Genomic DNA, 18,784 nt, shown 5'->3' with positions numbered 1-18,784 from the left:
TCAAAGATTTTTATATCTTTGATGGTCCATTTCTTATTACAGACTTACCGCATTTTTATACCAGTAATTTGAGCCAACTTATCAACAAGCTTATTTTGAAGCTCGGTATTATCAACTCGTTCATCATATTTAGAAAGTTTACTATGATAGTAATAATTTCCTGAAGTTAAAGCCTGTTTATCATCACCACTTGCCAACCAAACTTGACCTTGATACCCACCTTCCAAGCTATCATTGGCTCCAGAACCACCCATTCTTGTAGGCACCCATCCAGGATCAATCGAGTTAACAATAACCTCTGGATGCTTTCGTTCCACGGCTTTAGCAATCAACAAAACTGCTAATTTAGACCCCGAATAATCAAGGTCATCTAATTTATTTACATCCAACCTAGAACCAACGTGCATCCCTGAAGAAATATAAATCAGTCGTTTAGGCAGATCAATCAAATTCGTTAGCATATAAGGGGCAACAACGTTAACTGCCAAAGTTTGACTACTGTCATTAGTATAAACACCAGCATTATGGATAATAACATCGAATGGACCTAGCTTATTGACTTGCTGAGCAATGGATTTTACGTCCTCAATCTTGGATAAGTCGCCAATAACTACATCAGATGCTTGCGGGTTAAACTTCAAAGCATCCTCGGCACGTTTCTTATTACGAGCATGCAGTACAACGTCATTTTCTTTTGCCAACAAACTCTTAGCTGTTAATGCTCCTAGTCCTGTAGATGAACCAGTAATGAATATTTTCATCGAATGACCTCCCGATTGGTTAGTTAATTTATAGAGATTATCTTATACTAATTAAACTAAAAAGTGATATAAAACAGACCACCAAAGATATTAGAAAATCTTTGGTGGTCTGTTTTGATTTTGTTTTCTAAATAGTTGTTGCACCACTGATAAGCTTAACTGGCAAAGTATAATTACTTTCCAACACACACTCTGGATTATCAATTCGTCTCAATAACAAATCAATCATCATTGTGACAATATCAACAATTGGCTGCATGATTGTGGTCAATTCAGGATGATAATTTTGAATAAAATCAGTCCCATCATAACCAATTAATTTTAATTCTTCCGGAATCCTGATTCCCAATTCTCTAGCTTGTTGCATAACTAACAGAGCAGTTAAATCGTCGGTACAGAATATTCCATCGGATTCTTTTTTTGCCAACAATTCTTTAATTTTCAAACCTTTAATATTGGGTGAAGAACTGAACGGTATTTCTAAAAGTTTGAAGTCCAAATCTTGTTTATCAAGTACTTCCTTAAATCCACTCAACCGATTATTCGTTGGACTGTTGGGACGATTTGCTCCGGTAATAATTTGTAGCTTCTTACTGCCAGCAGCTAACAAGGATTGAGCTGCTAACTGACCACCATGATAATTATCTGAACTGACAATTGGAATTGTTTCCGACAAATAACGGTCAAATGAAATGATTGGCAAACCGACTTTTTGATATTCCTCAATATTCAAATTGTGCGATCCAGCAATGATTCCATCAACACGATTAGCCATCAGCATTCTTAAATAGGCTCGTTCTTTTTCGGCATCGTTACCAGCATTACAAAGAATAATTCGAAAGCCCTTCTTGAACAGTTGATCTTCAATCTCTTGAACCATTTGACCGAAAAAAGGATTTCCCACACCAGGTAGAATAACCCCAATTAATTGAGTCTTCTTCCCCTTTAAAGAGCGTGCCAAACTATTAGGCTGATAATTTAGCTCTTTCATTGCCGCAAAAACCTTTGTCTTAGTTTTTTCTGACAAAGAGCCATAATTATTGATTACTCGCGAAACAGTTGTGGACGAAACTCCGGCTATCTTTGCAATATCATCTAACGTCGCCATACCTTACCTCATTAATAAATCTTCTCTAATTGAACCTTTTGCAGCTGAATATTGTTTGAAGTAACTGAGAAATGTTTTCCTTTAGGGAATACACGACCAGTAACGACTTTTTTTCCACCATTGATATATAATTCAAAAACAGTATTATCAAAATACAATTCAGCTGTGATTGCACCTTGACCAACATTTGTTTCACGGACAGTTCCATAATCAACAGCCACTTCCATACCTGCATTAGTTCGATTTACTAATATCTTACCATTTGTTGCATCAAGCTGAATTTGTAATTCTTCCCCATTATCAGTTTTTAAAGAAACTTGTCCACGTTTATTGGCAGAAACATTCATTGAAACTTTTGCCTGTGGTGTAATTTCTGAAGTGGTAATTTCATTCTTAACTAATTGGTCATTTTCGACTACTGGTAATTGATAAAGCTCATTATCCTCAAGATGTAATTCTTTAACGAGACTATAGCAATTAGCCCATCCCTCAATATCAGATGGATATGTCGTATCTGGCAATCCAATCCAACTAACTGCCAAAGCTCGACCATCAGGAGCATTGAATCCCTCAGTCGCATAAACATCAAAACCCTCATCCAAATTTTTGATTTCAGACGGCTCAATAAATTCAAAATTTTTCCAATCAAAGTCTTTACCAACAATATAAGCGTTTGGATAAATATTTTGATACTTCAAAACATCTTTCGAAATCCCTTGTGGACAGAAAATCAATACGGGTTGTCCGTCAACAAATACTAAATTAGGACATTCAACCATGTAACCCATCTTTTGGTCAGTAAATTTCAGTTCCGTCTTATATCGCCAAGGACCAGACACTGCATCAGCTTGATACACTAACACATGGCCGGTATCGTCTGTCTTTCGAGCCCCTATCAAGCAATAGTATTTGTCATCGTGCTTCAAAATCTGAGGGTCACGGAAATGATCTGTAAATCCAACTCTAGGTTCCTCAATCAATGGCGTAGAAATTTTGGTTAATTTATTCTCAGAGTCCATCCATGCGCCATCTTGTTTAGGATGACGTACCCAATTTTGGTCACGCACATTGCCGGTATACATTAGAAAGAGTTTATCATCGACAGGAATCGCTGAACCTGAATAAGCACCGTGGCTATCTTGTTTATCGCCTGGTAATAGTAGTGGACCATGATCTTGCCAATGCACCAAATCATCTGAAGTTAGATGAGTCCAATTCTTTAAACCATGAACTGGTCCAAAAGGAAATGATTGATAAAACAAATGCCACTGACCATTAAAGTAAGAAAAACCATTTGGGTCATTCAACAAACCAGTTGATGGTTGAATATGATAACCAAGTCTCCAATGAGATGAGGCAATTTTTTGCTTAATATCTTTAATCTGTTGATCAGACCAATCTTTATATGGTAAATACCTTAATTTGGTTGTCCATTGTGTAATCATTTTCTTAACTCATACTTTCCTTGAATAACTGTATTGTAACTTCTTTAATAGATAAATGTCAATCGTATGACATTATTAAAAATCAAGTTGGCATAGTTCATTAAGCGATTACATTAAAATTCTAGATTTTATTTTGTTAAACGTTTGACAATTTTAAAAATGCATGTATTATTAAGTTATCGAAACGCTTACATTGATTTTGGAGGGGATATATATGAATCACGAACAAGTTGCGGATCGAGTTATCAAATATGTGGGTAAGGACAATTTAATTGCCGCTGCTCACTGTGCGACTCGATTAAGATTGGTAGTAAAAGACGAAAAGAAAATTGATCAAAAGGGTCTCGATAATGATGACGACGTCAAAGGTACTTTTAGTATCAATGGTCAATATCAAATCATTATCGGACCCGGAGATGTTGATAAAGTTTACGATTTCTTAATTCAAAAAACTGGTCTCAAAGGTGTTACACCCGATGACCTCAAGAATTTGGCTTCAAATGGTAAAAAAGACAACCCAATTATGGCTTTTGTAAAAGTTCTTTCTGATATTTTTGTTCCTTTAATTCCTGCCCTAGTTGCCGGTGGTCTATTGATGGCCTTGAACAATGTCTTAACTTCACAAAATTTATTTGGACCATTATCAGTCGTTCAAATGTACCCTGGTATGAAAGGTGTTGCCGAATTAATTAACCTTTTGGCCTCAGCTCCATTTACCTTCATGCCTGTTCTAATTGGTTTCTCAGCCACAAAACGTTTTGGTGGTAATCCTTATCTAGGTGCTGCTATTGGTATGGCAATGGTTATGCCTGCTTTAGTTAATGGCTACGATGTTGCTAATGTTATGGCTGCTGGCAAGATGACTTACTGGAACATCTTTGGTATGAAAGTTGCTCAAGCCGGTTATCAAGGCCAAGTTCTTCCCGTTTTAGTAGTATCTTGGATCCTAGCTAAAATCGAAAAATGGCTTCACGGTCACATGCCTGCTACACTTGATTTTATTTTTACACCTTTAATTGCCGTTATCATTACTGGTCTATTAACTTTCATCGGTGTTGGACCTATTATGAGAATCGTTTCTGACAGTTTAACTAACGGGATCGTTTGGCTATACAACACAACTGGTTTTATCGGAACTGCATTATTTGGTACTTTCTACTCACCTATTGTTATCACAGGTTTGCACCAAAGTTTCCCAGCTATCGAAACTCAACTATTAACAAACATTGCCAAGACCGGTGGAGATTTCTTCTTCCCAATCGCTTCTATGGCTAATGCAGCTCAAGGTGCTGCTTGTTTGGCAGTCTTCTTCCTTTCTAAAGACGAAAAACAAAAAGGTTTAGCATCATCAGCTGGTCTATCAGCTCTACTAGGTATTACTGAACCTGCAATCTTCGGTGTTAATTTGAAACTTCGCTACCCATTCATCTGTGCAATGATTGCTTCAGGTGTTGCATGTATCTTTATCGGTATCTTCCACGTTCTATCAAGTGCTTTGGGTGCTGCTGGTATCATTGGTTTCATCTCATTACCACCTAAGTTCTATCTACCTTTCTTCATTAGTATTGGTGTAAGTATTGCTCTAGGATTTATTTTGACATATGCTTACGGTTTGAAATTTGATAAAGTTACAACTACAAAAAAAGCCGTTAAAAATGACGACAAAATTATCGATGTTGCTGACGAAATGATTGCAGCTCCTGTTTCTGGTGAGTTAATCAACTTGTCAGACGTTAACGACCAAGTCTTCTCTGCTGAAATTATGGGTAAAGGTGCCGCTATCAAACCCAATGACAACAAAGTTTATGCAGTTGCTGATGGTACTTTAACTGTTGCTTATGAAACAAAACATGCTTACGGAATCAAAACAACTGACGGGGCCGAAATACTAATTCACTTAGGTCTTGATACAGTTAACTTGAAAGGTCAATACTTCACTTCAAACGTTAAACAAGGCGACGAAGTTAAAAAAGGTGACCTTCTCGGAACATTCGATATTGCCAAACTCAAAGAAGCTGGTTATGACACGACTGTTATGGTTGTTGTAACCAACACAATGTCATACGGCGATGTTGATAAATTAAACAAGACTTCAGTTAAATCCGGTGACGATATTGTGGCTTTAACAGAATTAACTCCTGACTACTCTGCTGCCGCAGCTGGAATTTAATAGTTTTCACCCTTCATAATCACGCTTATGACTGTCTAGTAATTAAACTGGGCAGTCTTTTTTATTTGAATTAATATTATTCAAGAAATTCGATTGAATAATGTAAAAAAAAATTGACCTGAAATATACTCAGATCAATCCCTTTTTAGCTCTCAATATCATGCCTGACGTGGTATCCAAACTCATCACTTCTGGCTGTACTCAAAGTAAATTCAATCAAATGATTCTGTAAATCGTATGTCTTACGTTTCAACAATAAACAAGGTGCCCCTTCCGGCAACCCCATCATCTTACTGTCGAACTCACTGATTACTCCCGAAGAAAAATATTCATCAGCGTAATCTACTTCCTCTTGAAAATCATCCTTGAAGACATCGTACATAGACTGATCTTGCAGCATTCCCACACTCAGAGTTGGAAAATATTTCAGTGGTAAATAACTCCGTTCAAACATCATCGGTTCATTATCAGCTAGTCGTAGACGTTCAACTTTAATAATAATTTCACCGTCCGTTAAATTCATGTTTTCGGCAAAATAAGCGTTAACTTCTTTTTTCTCAAAACTAATTATTCGAGTCGTTGGCACCCGTCCCAGTCGTCGCATCTGCTGACCAAATTTATAACAACTGCTGAGGTCACTATCAAGATTCGTTCGATTGACAAAAGTTCCTTTGCCATGAATCCGGCGAACCAAACCAATCGTTTCCAAATCAAACAAAGCTCCCCGAACCGTATTTCGGGACACTTCATATTTATCAGCCAATTGGCGCTCCGACAACAATTTAGCATTAGGTTTAAGACCCTGCACATAGCTAGTCAATTGGTTGATCAACTGTTCTTGAAGGCTAATTTTCATAAGAAATTTTCCTTTCTCGTACTTATGGATTAATTCTATTAAGTACCAAAAAAGCTTGCAACCATTTAGAATTTACAAATTGTCTTTTGTTGGTTGGGGCCGCCTCCGATTGTGAGGGATGGGCCTGCTGTGTGGAACGGCTCGAGCCAAAGAGCGGTCTCGACCCTCGATTTTGAACCTTGCACAGTTCGCAAGTTTCAAAATCGTCCTGTGCTGTAAAGGCTAAAGCCTTAACACCACTACCACTGCTGGCCCATCCCTCACAATCGAAGGCTAATGTATTTTTTACTCTAGTTTTATAGCTCTCCCAATATTTACATCCCTAACTACTGGTAAATTACGATTAAATCCAATCAAATATTCATCTTCAATGGCAAACAAAAAAGACTAGATAACCCAACATTCAGGATTACCTAATCTTCTATATAAATATCTAAATTATTCAAATCAAAAAATACATTCCAACTTACAAACTGAACCAACAATTATACATTGCATATTTAAAAAAACAGAGCTGGAGGGGACGAGTGATGAAGGCCTGCTGTGCAAGTGTCGTTATGGCTTTAGCCATTACAACACCGACGAATTTGAGATTTGCGGTTTATGCAAAGCTCAAATTCGAGGTTCGAGACCGTACCTTGGCTCGAACCGGTCGCATAGCGGGCTTCATCACTCGTCCTCTCCGGCGGCATTGGCGGCATTCTTCAAACTACTCAGCCTTAGCAACAACAAAATAGTTGCCTTCAGGATCTTGGAAGTTAAACGTCAAAACACCGTTTACTTCAGTAATTTCGCCAGCACTGATCAATTCATCATGCAATCTATCGAAGTCTTTTGAGAAAAACATCAATGAAGGTACATTTTCAGCAACTTCTGGTGAATAAATTCTAATGTAGTCGCGTGGAAAAATTGATAGTTCAACTTCACTTGAAATACCAACTATCACATTTTGATAGCCACCATTCAAAGTTTGTCTGGCTACTACTTGAGCCTCAAACTCATCAGTCCAAAAGGCAACGCTCATATCAACGTCATCGACGTAAATCATAATTCTAGTTTTCATCTAAAAAGTCCTTATCCCAGACAACTCCCATCGTCTTTTCACCTGTGTGGACACTGATTGCTGGTCCTAAATGGCTCTGTGAAACTCGAGCTTCAGGGAAATTCTCTTGGAAGTCTGTTACCCACTTGTCTAACAATTCACGGTTATTTGAATCTACGACGGTGATATGCAACTTCCAATCTGGATGAGTGTCTGCGTATTTTTGAATTTCTGTTTGAATCATACGATAAGCACGACGCATAGTTCTTTCTTTGCCAATCGCATAAATTTTACCATCTTTAAAAGTTAAGAGTGGCTTCACATCTAGCAAACTTCCGATAATAGCAGAATGATTACTTAGGCGACCTGTGCGGCTGAGGTGTTTTAAGTCATTGACGGCAAAATAAATATCAGTTGAATCACGTAAATCAGACAACTGTTTAACAATTTCTTCTGGGTCAACATTCTTTTGAGCTAAGTCACCGGCCAACATTACGAGGTCAGCTTCAGCGGCACTGGCAGCCATTGAGTCGAAAGGATAAACTTTGGCTTTATCATATTCTTTAACAAACATACGCAAGTTATCCATAAATGAAGTGATTCCCAATGATAAATGGATGGAAATAATCGTATCATATCCCTCGGAAACAAGGCGGTCATAGGCTTCTTGGATTTGTCCCATTGATACTTGAGCTGTCGTTGGCAACTCTGGTTCATTGGCTAAATAGTCGTAAAATTTATCATCTGTTAATTCTTCAGTTTCTTTATACTGCTTATCTCCTAAAATTACGGTAATTGGTAAAACCGTAATGTTATATTTCTTAATTTGTTCAGGTGTTAAGTAAGATGCTGTATCAGTAACCACTGCGGTTTTCATGGCATTCTCCTCTATTTCCCGTTGCGGGCATTCATGCTTATAATGATAACATTTTATTGAAATTATTAAATCTATAGACCTTGTTTTTATTGTCAGAAAGCGCTACCATTTTGTTAACTAAACATTTACTAAATATGGAGAATGATTATGGACACTAATGAGATTTTGCAAGGCTTCAAGAAAATTTATGGCGAACCAGCAGAAAGATTATTTTTCTCACCTGGAAGAATTAATTTAATCGGTGAACATACTGACTACAACGGCGGCAATGTCTTCCCTTGTGCTATCAGTTTGGGAACATACGCAGCTTATGAAGAACGATATGACCAAACGGTTAAATTTTATTCCGATAACATCCCTGAAACTGGCGTTATAACTTTCTTCCTCGATCGACTTGAATATGACAAGGAACACGATTGGGCTAACTATCCTAAAGGTATGATTTATTTATTAATGAAGGCCGGATACAAGATTGACCATGGTTTTAACATCTACTTTAAGGGGAATTTACCTGATGGAGCTGGTCTTTCATCATCCGCTTCCATTGAATTATTGATGGGAAATATTTTGAATGACGTCTTCAATCTAGGTATCGACCAATTGGATCTCGTTAAAATGGGCCAAAAAAATGAAAATGAATATATCGGTGTTAACTCAGGAATTATGGATGAATTTGCCGTTGGTATGGGTAAAAAGGACCAAGCTATCCTACTCGATACCAACACTATGGAATATCATTATGCCCCAGTTGAATTAGGCGACCACGCTATTGTTATCATGAACACTAACAAACACCGTGCTTTAGCCGATTCTAAATATAACGAACGTCGGAGCCAATGTGAACAAGCTCTAGCTCTCTTACAAAAGAAACTAAACATTAAATCATTAGGTGAACTGTCAATCGACGATTTCGACCGTAATTCTTACCTAATCAACGACGATATTTTAATCCGTCGTGCCCGTCACGCTGTCTTTGAAAATCAAAGGACGCTCAAGGCTATCAAGTACCTCAAGGAAAACAATCTAGTTGAATTTGGAAAACTCGTTAACGCCTCTCACGTTTCACTTCACTATGATTACGAAGTTACTGGTATCGAACTTGATACACTAGTCGAAGCTGCTTGGCAACAACCTGGTGTACTTGGCGCTCGTATGGTCGGTGCTGGCTTTGGTGGTTGTGCGATTGCTTTTGTTGAAAAGAACCAAATTGACAACTTCAAACAAAATGTCGGTCAGATTTATCAGGATAAAATCGGCTACGCAGCTGACTTTTACATTGCTGAAATTTCTGATGGACCTAGTGAAATTAAAATCTCCGAGGTGGAAAAATAATGTCTTGTGTCGATAAATTTGTCGATCAAATTATTGCGTCCGATAACGATTACCAAGAACTCGACCGCATCTATTTGTTTAATCGAATCTGTGCTCTAGTTGGCGATGACAATCATCAATCAGACGATGATGTCAAAACTGCTCTAATTGAAACTGCTATTAAAAATCAAAAAATTGACGGTAGCCAAACATCTAAAGAAATTCTCAATGATCAATTGATGGATTTTGTTACGCCATTGCCTTCAAAGGTCAACGATAAATTCTGGAATCTCTATCAAAAGAGTCCTGAAAAAGCTACGAATTACTTCTATCAATTAAGTCAGACCAATGACTACATCAAAACTAAGGCTATTGCTAAAAATATTTCTTATTCCGTCAAAACAAATTACGGAGATTTGGAAATTACAATCAACCTTTCTAAACCTGAAAAAGACCCTAAAGCAATCGCTGCAGCCGGTAAACAAGTCCAAAATGGCTATCCTAAATGTCAGCTATGTATGGAAAATGAAGGCTATCTTGGTCGTTTAGGCTATCCTGCTAGAAGCAACCATCGTGTCATTCGTTTTACCCTTGGTGGTCAAACCTGGGGCTTCCAATACTCCCCTTACGCCTATTTCAGTGAACACGCTATTTTTCTAAATCGTATTCACCAACCAATGATTATCAATCAACATACTTTCAACAATTTACTCGAAATCATCCGTATCTTCCCTCAATATTTTGTCGGCAGTAACGCTGATTTGCCAATTGTTGGCGGTTCAATGCTCAGTCACGATCACTATCAAGGCGGCCGTCACGACTTTCCAATGATGAAAGCTCCAATCGAACGAGCAATCGAGATTCCAGTGGATAATGTCAAAGCTGGTATCGTAAAGTGGCCTCTATCAACCATTCGTTTAACAAGTAGTAATCCTGAAGAGTTGGTCAAAGCCGCAACCTTGATTCACGAAAATTGGATGAATTATACCGACGAAACCGTTGACGTCAGAGCTTATACAAACGAAACTCGTCACCACACAGTTACACCTATCGCCTATCGCAAAGGCGCTGACTATGTGCTTGATATCGTTTTGCGTGACAATCAAACTTCAGCCAAATATCCCGACGGAATTTTCCATCCCCATCAAGATGTCCAACACATTAAAAAAGAAAATATCGGTCTAATCGAAGTTATGGGTCGGGCAATTTTGCCAGCTCGTTTGAAGGACGAATTAAAAGAAGTCGAAAGATATCTTTTGAAACAACCAAATAAGATGGCCGCATATCACAAAACTTGGGCAGATAAGTTACAAACTAAATATGAATTTACTGACGATAATGTTTCCGAAATTGTCGACAAAGAGACTGGTTTAGTCTTTGGCAGAGTTCTCGAAGATGCTGGTGTCTTCAAGTGGAACAGCCAAGGTCAAGCCGCATTTGATAAATTCATTGAAATTCTCGAATAATGGCAACCTTACGTGATATTGCCAAAAGAGCTAACGTTTCACCAGCAACCGTTTCCCGAGTTTTAAACAACGATTTAACTCTCTCTGTCACAGATCAAACGAGAACTAACATCTTAAAAATTGCGACCGAAATGAACTATCGCAAAGCCAATCGCCGTAACACTCGTTTTCAAAAACATATTGCCTTAGTTCAATGGTATTCAGAATCCAAAGAACAAGATGATCTCTACTACATGGCTGTCCGTGAAGGTATCGAGCAACAGGCTCCCACTTATGGCTTTGAAGTCAGTCGTATTTTCCACAACGATTTATCCGAGATTCCTGCCGATATTGACGGTATCATTGCCATTGGAAAATATAGCCAAGAACAAGTGGACCAGATGACTGAAATTAGCCATAATTTAGTATTTATTGATGACGACCAATTTCCACAAGGATTCGACACGGTTATCACTGACTTCAAGTACAGCACCAAACAAGTTGTGGATTACTTTGTCGACCAAGACATTCAAGATATAGGTCTAATCTACGGTGAAGAAAAATCAACTGACAATCTGCGGACAATCCCCGACTTGCGTTATAACAATTTCAAAGATGCTATGACTAGTCACAATATTTTTCGACCCGAATTATGTTTTAAAGGCGACTTCACTAAAGGTGCTGGCTATAAACAAATGAAAAAGGCCATTCAAACCTTAGAGGACTTGCCACATGCGTTCTTCGTCACAAATGACCCAATGGCAGCTGGTGCATTAAAAGCTTTGCAAGAAGCTAACATTGCCATTCCTGACCGTGTCAGTATCTTCAGTTTCAACAACACAACGCTCGCCAGCTACGTCAATCCAGAACTAACTTCAGTTGATGTAGCAACAGTTCAAATGGGTGGCGCTGCAGTCGATCTGATGCAAGATATTTTGACTAATCCTAGACACGTCGCCAAAAGAATGGAACTGGCAACCAAGCTAGTCTTTCGCCAAAGTACACTTTAATTGCGACTGCCTGACACCCCCTATATAATGTGCTTAAAAGCATTTAAGGAGATGAAGATTATGATGGGATTTGGAAATTGTCATGCTGGATTTGGTGGCATGGGATTTATGGGCGGCGGATTCTGGTTATATGGCATTATTATTTTGCTTGCCATTATCCTAGTCGTTTATTTAATCAATAATAATCACAATAATCGTAATAAAGTTAGTGCCTTAGAAGTTTTGAATCAGGAATACGCTAAAGGCAATGTTTCTGATGATGATTATAAGAAACGTAAAGAAAACCTAAATAGTTAACTTGATAATAATAATTAGAATATAAATATTAAATGAGTTATATCACTTTTGATTGGTTCAATTGTGATATAGCTCATTTTTTGTAAAGATAACATATTACAAATATTTCATATATCTAAAATTGTTGAAATACAAATACACTTGATTCTTTTTGGATTCAGTTAATAACAATTGATTAGTCGGAAGAGCTGGGAAATATTTGTATACCAATGTAAGATTAAAAACTTTCAGTCCTAAAGAAAAATAATGTTATGATAGTTTCCATTGGAGGAATTTATTTATGGTTTGGTTATGGACACATTTAATTACTTGGCTTGTTATAGCCGTTATGATTTTATTGGTATTATTTACAAATTCTAATACGAAGATTTATGAAATGATTACTCGTGTAGGCTATATCGTTATCATCGCTACTGGTATTAAGTTGGGGTTACACGCTTGGTCAGTTGAACCTACGTTGTTGATTGTCAAAGTTATCATTGCTTTGATCTTCATTGGTTTAGTTGAAATTGCTTTTGCTCGTAAGGAACAAAAAACGCTCAACAAAACTTTAGTTTGGGCTGTGATTATTTTCTGCATCGTTACTGCCTTGATTGGTTTTGCCTTAGCTGGCTGGTATCCATTCGTTAAACATTAAAAAAGTATCTTCTGAAGTAATTTTGAGAATTACTTTGAAGATACCTTTTTTATTTCTAAATTATATTTGATTATTAAATGACATTATAAATTTAAAACCCCTAGCCACCGGATTACAGTGATGAAGACCTGCTGTGCAAGTGGAGTTAGGACTTTAGTCCTTACTCCACCGACGTATTTTGAAATTCGAGCGGTCTTATCGAAGTTCAAAATCGAGGTGCGAGACCTTGGCTCGCACCGGTCGCATAGCGGGCTTCATCACTGTAATCCGATGGCGGCAATACTCAACTTATTTTTTCCACAAGAAATTAATTAGAAGTTTATCAACTTGTTTATTTTCGTGTAATTTACTATGTTGTCCCATCTTACCTTTAATTTTCTTCTCTCTATACGACTTAGCACGTCCAGAAACTAGATACTTCAAGGATTTAGACGAAGCATTGCTAACTCGTCCATCAGAATTGGTGCCATCTTCAATATCCCCATAAATGTTCAAAACCTGTGCATTAGTTGGATAAACTTTCCGTAATTTCATCAGTTGCTTATAAGACTTATTCATCTTGTTAGGCTTGCCATTTTTAGCCAATTTCATCTGGTTGGCCTTGTCGTCTATCCCTAAAATACCGTTAAAATGACCGGCGATATCCACAACTTTATTAACTTTAGGCATCCCTTTTTTGCCAGCATTGTCCATAATGTAATAATTAATAGCCATGTTCCCCATCGAATGACCGACCAAATTAACACTCTTGAACTTATATTCTTCCTGCAAAATTTCAATCACATTCTTCGCCCATTTGGCGGCAGTATAATAATTAGTCATTTTATTATTATCAAAATTAACTTCGACAAGCGGATTTTTAGCATTCTTAGGAATCGATCCGATCAACTTCGCATAGCCATTCGGACTAACATTGACACGCACAACTTTCTTAGTCACACCAGTATCCTTAATCGCCTCGGTCATCTGCGTTTCAGCGTTAAAACTACTGCCATAACCGTGAAAAAACAAAGTCGGAGTCGAGCTTTCAACATACTTTCCAGCATGAACAGCTTGAGTATGCCGACTGAAACCAAAGAATCCACCAATCAAAATTAAAATAGCAAGAACAGTCGAAAGAATTAATCGCTTTTTTTCCATGATATTAACCTCTAAAGTTTTTATATATCCTACATAGAGTTTTTCATTAATCATTCTATAAATAAATGCATATAACAGTCATTTATTCTTAAACCCTAAAATATTAAGACGATTTATTAGAATAATAATTATATCCAAACAAACAATTAACTTAGTCTCAGGACTACAGTGATGGAGACTGCTGTGCAAGTGTCGTTATGGCTTTAGCCATTACAACACCGACGTATTTTGAAATTCGAACGGTTTTCTCGAAGTTCAAAATCGAGGCGCGAGACCTTGGCTCGCACCGGTCGCATAGCGTTCTCTATCACTAGAATCCACAGGCGGCCCATTTCAATACACCCCCATTGTATAGATAGAAAACAATCAATCCTAAGAAAAACCCTTACATTAGAAAAAATTAGATTAATTCCAATTTATTATTGACACTTACCAGTACATTAATTATGATAAATCTAATAAATTTAATTTTTCTCTAATATATTAGATTGAATTTAACAAAGGAGATATAAAATATGGCAAAAGCAGATGCAACAAAACTTGATTGGGACAATTTAGGTTTCAATTATATGGACTTACCTTACCGTTTCATCGCCCATTGGAAAGACGGCGAATGGCAAGATGCTGGATTAACAGAGGATAGCACACTTCATATCAGTGAGGCTTCAACAGTATTGCATTATGGACAAGCAGCTTTTGAAGGTATGAAAGCTTATCGTACACCGGATAACAAAATTCAATTGTTCCGTCCAGATCGTAACGCTAAACGTATGAAGGACTCATGCGAAAGACTATTGATGCCCGTTTTCCCAGAAGACAAATTCGTTGAAGCTGTAAAATCAGTTGTTAAAGCTAACGCCGATTTTGTACCTCCATATGGTAACGGAGCTACACTTTATCTTCGTCCATTGATCATTGGTACAGGTGAACAAATTGGTGTTCATGCCGCTCCAGAATACATTTTCACCGTTTTCGCTATGCCAGTTGGTAATTACTTCAAGGGTGGCCTAACACCAGTTAACTTCACTACTTCACAATACGACCGTGCTGCTCACAAAGGTACTGGTCAAAGTAAAGTCGGTGGTAACTACGCTGCCAGTCTTTACCCCGGTGCCCAAGCACACGATAATGGCTTTGCGGACTGTGTTTACCTAGACCCAATCGAACACAAGAAGATTGAAGAAGTCGGTTCAGCTAACTTCTTTGGTATCACAAAAGACAATACTTTCGTAACACCAAAATCACCTTCAATTCTACCAAGTATTACCAAGTACTCACTACTTTGGTTAGCTAAGAATCGTTTGGGACTTGACGCTGAAGAAGGCGACGTCTACATCGACCAACTAGACCGTTTCAAAGAAGCTGGCGCCTGTGGTACTGCCGCTGTTATCTCACCTATCGGTGGCTTGGAACATAACGGCAATTTACACGTCTTCTACAGTGAAACTGAAGTTGGACCCGTTACAAAGAAACTTTACGATACATTGACAGGTATCCAATTCGGTACAGTTGAAGCTCCTGAAGGCTGGATTCAGGTTGTAGAATAATTTATTAATTGGATATTTCAAATTTTAAAACAAAAAGATGGAATCCTAGTCTTAATTGACTTCGATTTCATCTTTTTTTCGTAATTTTATTAAAACCAGAGCAAAAAAATAAGCCTGACCGGGGAAGTCAGACCTATTTTTTGTTTCGTTATATTGTTGGGAAAATTAGTTGGGGAAATATTGTTTCCACGACTTAATTAATGAGGTAGCAAGATCCCGCTGACAATGTCCTCAATACCTTGGCTATGAAGAACCAAAGCTCATCACCAGTTGTATCTTACAAAGACATTGTATATTGATTAGATACCCTTTTGGAATCCGAATTCGCAAAAATATTTATCAAAAAATGGAATATTTTTTAAAATAATTAATGGTATATTTTTTATTCGCTTTTTTTCTGGTTTTATATAATTTTGTCCAAGTGAATTGAGTTTTCTCCAGAGTAGAGAGTATTCACCTGCTATGCGGACTAATCTATTTCTATAAATCAATATTAATAGACACTCAAGGTTATTTGGACTCAGGTATCATTACTTATACTTCAAATCCTAGTTGCACCTATTTTAAATTAAGATAATTAATTAAATTTCTATTATATAGAAGAAACTAAACAATCATTAAAAACTCAACATCCAAAAACACCCTAGCCGGAGAGTGCGAGTGATGGAGTCCGCTGTGAAAATGGAGTTAGGACGAGTGCACCTCTCGTTCTTACTCCATGGACGAATTTTGAGACGCGGTTTTCGGCTCAAAATCGAGGTACGAGACCTTGGCTCGGACCGGTCCCATAGCGGACTCCATCATCTCGCACTCTCCGGCGGCAGCCAAACAACACAAAAAATCCTTCATATTATTATGATTCCAACCATGATAAAATATTACAGAACGAATAATAGAAAGAGGGATTTTTACATGAAAATTTATTTTGCCAACGGTTTATTTGCCCTAGCCGACAGAATGTTTAATGAAGTAGTTGTTGATAAAATCAGAAAGATGGACGGTAACATTGAAGTCTATCTTCCCCAAGAAAATGGTGATATTAACGATAAAATGAACTACGCTGACTCAATTAAAATTGCCCAAGAAGACAATAAAGAACTCCTTTCTTCAGATTTAGTCGTAGCAATTCTTGATGGTGACACAATGGACGATGGTGTGGCCTCAGAAATTGGTGTGGCTTTCGGTAAAGAAATCCCTGTAATTGGTGTTTACACTGACCTACGTCAACATGGTTTCGAGAACCCTCAAAAGCTTGAGGCTGTAAAGGGAATCGGAGAAAATCCTTTCGCCTATATCAACAATTACACAATTGGTTTGATCAAAATGAATGGTATTATGGTCAACAATATTGATGACATGTTAGATGCCATTAAGAAATATACTGAAAAATAATTTGCATTTTTTGACTCATTTGTATTTCAGTTCAATTACGTAGCCTTTACAGTTAAGTTATAACTAATTTACAGTTGAGTTATAATCAACATTTCATGGTCTAGACGTTATATGATTACTTCCGTTGAGAAAATTAGATTTAAAATCGCGTTTCATATTCGGGGGAATCTCTTTAATGAAGATCAAAAATTTCGTAGCATCACTATTAACAGTTACATCACTTGCACTTGTCGGTGTGAGCGTACAATCACAAACTGTAGATGCCGCAACAGTTTCAATGTCAGATACTAGTAGTGTTATTTATATCGCAAATGCTAACGGAGCTACACTTTACACAACTCCAGATAGCCAAGGAAATATGAGTTTCGCCGGTGCCAGACTTCAAAACAAGACTGCATGGCGTACAAACAAGATTGCTAACGTTAATGGCGTTACATACTATCAAGTTGCCAACAACGCATGGGTAGCAGCTACAGACTCTTCAAGCACTGCTCCTGCCGTTGCCTTAGACAAAGATATGTATGTTAAAGCTAACGGTGGCGTAAACCTTTATGATGCTCCTAACGGTAGCTTTAACGGCTATTCAGTTAAGGGTGGAAACATGGTTCACGTTTACCAAAGTGAAACTGATGCCAATGGTACTACTTGGTATGATGTCGGTATGAGTCGTTGGATCAAGGGAGACTATCTCTCAAATGACAACGTTAAACAAACACTAACAATGAATGCTACAGCCTATGACCCAGCCGTTTTAGGTTCAAGCATGGGTTACAGTGGTGTTGCCGCTAACCTATCAAAATTCCCTAAGGGTACACATCTAAGAATTACAGCCAGCAATGGTCAAACATTCGACCGTGTTGTTAATGACACAGGTTACTTTGCATACAGCAACCCTAACCAATTAGACATCGCTATGCCTAATTCACAAGCATTACAATTTGGCCGTCAAAATGTTACCGTTCAAGTAATTGGCTAATAAAATATAATCGAATATCAAAAAGGATTGAATCTGTGAGGGATTCAATCCTTTTTTACTGTCCTTTTATGCCGTCTCCAGAACTGAGGGTATTCATCTGCTGCGCGGCACGGTTCGAGCCAAAGAGCGGTCTCGAACCTCGGTTGAAGCCTTTCCATAAACCGGAAAGTCTCCAACACGTCCGGTGGTGTAATGGCTAAAGCCATAACGCCACTTTCGCTGCATATGAATACTCTCAGTTCTTCCGACTAATTTGATTATATAAGTGCAATTGATTCCATTATCACTCTAAATATATATAAAATTAATCATTACTACACGATTCCAAAATAAACTGTAAATTTGATTCTTACTATAAAATATTTGAAATTTGAAACCACAGACTATATTTAATCCACTGTCCTATTACAAAAAAAACAAATCTCTTTATTATTGAAATACTTTAGCCTTCGGGTTCCAGTGATGGAGACCTGCTGTGCAAGTGTCGTTATGGCTTTAGCCATTACAACACCGACGTATTTTGAAATTCGAGTGAACTTCTCGAAGTTCAAAATCGAGGCGCGAGACCTTGGCTCGCACCGGTCGCATAGCGGTCTCCATCACTGGAACCCGAAGGCGGCATCAAAAGTAATGCACTAAAAAAGGTTCTATACTTTCTGGTATTGATGAATAATCAATACCAGTTTTTTTATGTCTTTTTCTAAGCAAAACAAAAGAACATTACTGTTCTCATGTTAGGATTTAAGCGACCAAACCCAATCCAAGGAGAG

At 37.7% G+C, this 18,784-nt stretch carries 16 protein-coding genes; 9 read left to right on the top strand and 7 right to left on the bottom strand.

Annotated features, from left to right (window positions below; all coding sequences use genetic code 11):
• Window positions 1-44: 44 nt before the first annotated feature.
• From AAA923_RS11610 to AAA923_RS11600, 3 genes are all read right to left on the bottom strand, one after another.
• Window positions 45-761 carry an SDR family NAD(P)-dependent oxidoreductase gene (locus tag AAA923_RS11610; protein ID WP_338217310.1) on the bottom strand — a complete coding sequence of 239 codons (717 nt, stop codon included), beginning with the start codon at window positions 759-761 and terminating at the stop codon, window positions 45-47.
• A 127-nt stretch (window positions 762-888) separates the two neighbouring features.
• Window positions 889-1,869, bottom strand: coding sequence for a LacI family DNA-binding transcriptional regulator (locus tag AAA923_RS11605; RefSeq protein ID WP_338217309.1), 981 nt, complete (start codon window positions 1,867-1,869; stop codon window positions 889-891).
• A gap of 11 nt (window positions 1,870-1,880) precedes the next feature.
• Window positions 1,881-3,314: a sucrose-6-phosphate hydrolase gene (locus tag AAA923_RS11600; RefSeq protein WP_338217307.1), complete on the bottom strand. Its 1,434-nt coding sequence runs from the start codon at window positions 3,312-3,314 to the stop codon at window positions 1,881-1,883.
• Window positions 3,315-3,528: 214 nt separating this feature from the next.
• On the opposite strand from AAA923_RS11600, the gene AAA923_RS11595 reads away from it, so the two are divergent.
• Complete coding sequence (locus AAA923_RS11595) at window positions 3,529-5,484, top strand: sucrose-specific PTS transporter subunit IIBC (RefSeq protein WP_338217305.1); 1,956 nt, start codon at window positions 3,529-3,531, stop codon at window positions 5,482-5,484.
• 145 nt (window positions 5,485-5,629) lie between these two features.
• On the opposite strand, the gene AAA923_RS11590 is transcribed toward AAA923_RS11595, so the two are convergent.
• The 3 genes from AAA923_RS11590 to AAA923_RS11580 form a co-directional block, all read right to left on the bottom strand.
• Window positions 5,630-6,340, bottom strand: coding sequence for a GntR family transcriptional regulator (locus AAA923_RS11590; protein ID WP_338217303.1), 711 nt, complete (start codon window positions 6,338-6,340; stop codon window positions 5,630-5,632).
• A 709-nt stretch (window positions 6,341-7,049) separates the two neighbouring features.
• Window positions 7,050-7,403 (bottom strand): VOC family protein, encoded by a 354-nt coding sequence (locus AAA923_RS11585; protein ID WP_338217300.1) that lies wholly within the window; start codon window positions 7,401-7,403, stop codon window positions 7,050-7,052.
• Complete coding sequence (locus tag AAA923_RS11580) at window positions 7,393-8,259, bottom strand: DegV family protein (RefSeq protein WP_338217299.1); 867 nt, start codon at window positions 8,257-8,259, stop codon at window positions 7,393-7,395. Before AAA923_RS11580 ends, AAA923_RS11585 begins: the two co-directional genes overlap by 11 nt.
• 147 nt (window positions 8,260-8,406) lie before the next feature.
• Between AAA923_RS11580 and AAA923_RS11575 the strand changes: the two genes are divergently transcribed.
• The 5 genes from AAA923_RS11575 (at window position 8,407) to AAA923_RS11555 (ending at window position 12,959) form a co-directional block, all read left to right on the top strand.
• Window positions 8,407-9,591 (top strand): galactokinase, encoded by a 1,185-nt coding sequence (locus AAA923_RS11575; RefSeq protein WP_338217297.1) that lies wholly within the window; start codon window positions 8,407-8,409, stop codon window positions 9,589-9,591.
• On the top strand, window positions 9,591-11,036 hold the full coding sequence (locus AAA923_RS11570; protein ID WP_338217295.1) for a UDP-glucose--hexose-1-phosphate uridylyltransferase: 1,446 nt from the start codon (window positions 9,591-9,593) through the stop codon (window positions 11,034-11,036). Before AAA923_RS11575 ends, AAA923_RS11570 begins: the two co-directional genes overlap by 1 nt.
• Window positions 11,033-12,025, top strand: coding sequence for a LacI family DNA-binding transcriptional regulator (locus tag AAA923_RS11565; RefSeq protein ID WP_338217337.1), 993 nt, complete (start codon window positions 11,033-11,035; stop codon window positions 12,023-12,025). Before AAA923_RS11570 ends, AAA923_RS11565 begins: the two co-directional genes overlap by 4 nt.
• Window positions 12,026-12,085: 60 nt before the next feature.
• A complete protein-coding gene (locus AAA923_RS11560) occupies window positions 12,086-12,322 on the top strand; it encodes an SHOCT domain-containing protein (RefSeq protein WP_041500412.1) in 237 nt (78 codons plus the stop codon).
• A 280-nt stretch (window positions 12,323-12,602) separates the two neighbouring features.
• Window positions 12,603-12,959 carry a DUF1516 family protein gene (locus AAA923_RS11555; RefSeq protein WP_338217291.1) on the top strand — a complete coding sequence of 119 codons (357 nt, stop codon included), beginning with the start codon at window positions 12,603-12,605 and terminating at the stop codon, window positions 12,957-12,959.
• A 288-nt stretch (window positions 12,960-13,247) separates the two neighbouring features.
• Here AAA923_RS11555 and AAA923_RS11550 read toward each other — a convergent pair whose 3' ends face one another.
• Complete coding sequence (locus AAA923_RS11550) at window positions 13,248-14,099, bottom strand: alpha/beta hydrolase (protein ID WP_338217290.1); 852 nt, start codon at window positions 14,097-14,099, stop codon at window positions 13,248-13,250.
• A 515-nt stretch (window positions 14,100-14,614) separates the two neighbouring features.
• Between AAA923_RS11550 and AAA923_RS11545 the strand changes: the two genes are divergently transcribed.
• The 3 genes from AAA923_RS11545 to AAA923_RS11535 all read left to right on the top strand — a co-directional run bounded on the left by AAA923_RS11545 (window position 14,615) and on the right by AAA923_RS11535 (window position 18,014).
• Window positions 14,615-15,646: a branched-chain amino acid aminotransferase gene (locus AAA923_RS11545; protein WP_338217288.1), complete on the top strand. Its 1,032-nt coding sequence runs from the start codon at window positions 14,615-14,617 to the stop codon at window positions 15,644-15,646.
• Window positions 15,647-16,558: 912 nt separating this feature from the next.
• The gene (locus tag AAA923_RS11540; RefSeq protein ID WP_338217286.1) at window positions 16,559-17,038 is read left to right on the top strand and encodes a nucleoside 2-deoxyribosyltransferase; all 480 of its coding nucleotides are present in this window, start codon (window positions 16,559-16,561) and stop codon (window positions 17,036-17,038) included.
• Window positions 17,039-17,213: 175 nt separating this feature from the next.
• On the top strand, window positions 17,214-18,014 hold the full coding sequence (locus AAA923_RS11535; protein WP_338217284.1) for an SLAP domain-containing protein: 801 nt from the start codon (window positions 17,214-17,216) through the stop codon (window positions 18,012-18,014).
• The last annotated feature ends 770 nt before the right edge of the window (window positions 18,015-18,784 follow it).

The organism is Companilactobacillus muriivasis (genome assembly GCF_036246245.1).
Taxonomy (GTDB): domain Bacteria; phylum Bacillota; class Bacilli; order Lactobacillales; family Lactobacillaceae; genus Companilactobacillus; species Companilactobacillus muriivasis.
Note: the sequence above shows the minus strand (reverse complement) of the source record. Positions and strands in the feature narration are given on the sequence as shown.

Excerpts from the sequence above, each read along its gene's own strand:
- AAA923_RS11610 (WP_338217310.1), bottom strand. The coding sequence starts at position 761 with ATGAAAATATTCATTACTGGTTCATCTACAGGACTAGGAGCATTAACA.
- AAA923_RS11605 (WP_338217309.1), bottom strand. The coding sequence starts at position 1,869 with ATGGCGACGTTAGATGATATTGCAAAGATAGCCGGAGTTTCGTCCACA.
- AAA923_RS11600 (WP_338217307.1), bottom strand. The coding sequence starts at position 3,314 with ATGATTACACAATGGACAACCAAATTAAGGTATTTACCATATAAAGAT.
- AAA923_RS11595 (WP_338217305.1), top strand. The coding sequence starts at position 3,529 with ATGAATCACGAACAAGTTGCGGATCGAGTTATCAAATATGTGGGTAAG.
- AAA923_RS11590 (WP_338217303.1), bottom strand. The coding sequence starts at position 6,340 with ATGAAAATTAGCCTTCAAGAACAGTTGATCAACCAATTGACTAGCTAT.
- AAA923_RS11585 (WP_338217300.1), bottom strand. The coding sequence starts at position 7,403 with ATGAAAACTAGAATTATGATTTACGTCGATGACGTTGATATGAGCGTT.
- AAA923_RS11580 (WP_338217299.1), bottom strand. The coding sequence starts at position 8,259 with ATGAAAACCGCAGTGGTTACTGATACAGCATCTTACTTAACACCTGAA.
- AAA923_RS11575 (WP_338217297.1), top strand. The coding sequence starts at position 8,407 with ATGGACACTAATGAGATTTTGCAAGGCTTCAAGAAAATTTATGGCGAA.
- AAA923_RS11570 (WP_338217295.1), top strand. The coding sequence starts at position 9,591 with ATGTCTTGTGTCGATAAATTTGTCGATCAAATTATTGCGTCCGATAAC.
- AAA923_RS11560 (WP_041500412.1), top strand. The coding sequence starts at position 12,086 with ATGATGGGATTTGGAAATTGTCATGCTGGATTTGGTGGCATGGGATTT.
- AAA923_RS11555 (WP_338217291.1), top strand. The coding sequence starts at position 12,603 with ATGGTTTGGTTATGGACACATTTAATTACTTGGCTTGTTATAGCCGTT.
- AAA923_RS11550 (WP_338217290.1), bottom strand. The coding sequence starts at position 14,099 with ATGGAAAAAAAGCGATTAATTCTTTCGACTGTTCTTGCTATTTTAATT.
- AAA923_RS11545 (WP_338217288.1), top strand. The coding sequence starts at position 14,615 with ATGGCAAAAGCAGATGCAACAAAACTTGATTGGGACAATTTAGGTTTC.
- AAA923_RS11540 (WP_338217286.1), top strand. The coding sequence starts at position 16,559 with ATGAAAATTTATTTTGCCAACGGTTTATTTGCCCTAGCCGACAGAATG.
- AAA923_RS11535 (WP_338217284.1), top strand. The coding sequence starts at position 17,214 with ATGAAGATCAAAAATTTCGTAGCATCACTATTAACAGTTACATCACTT.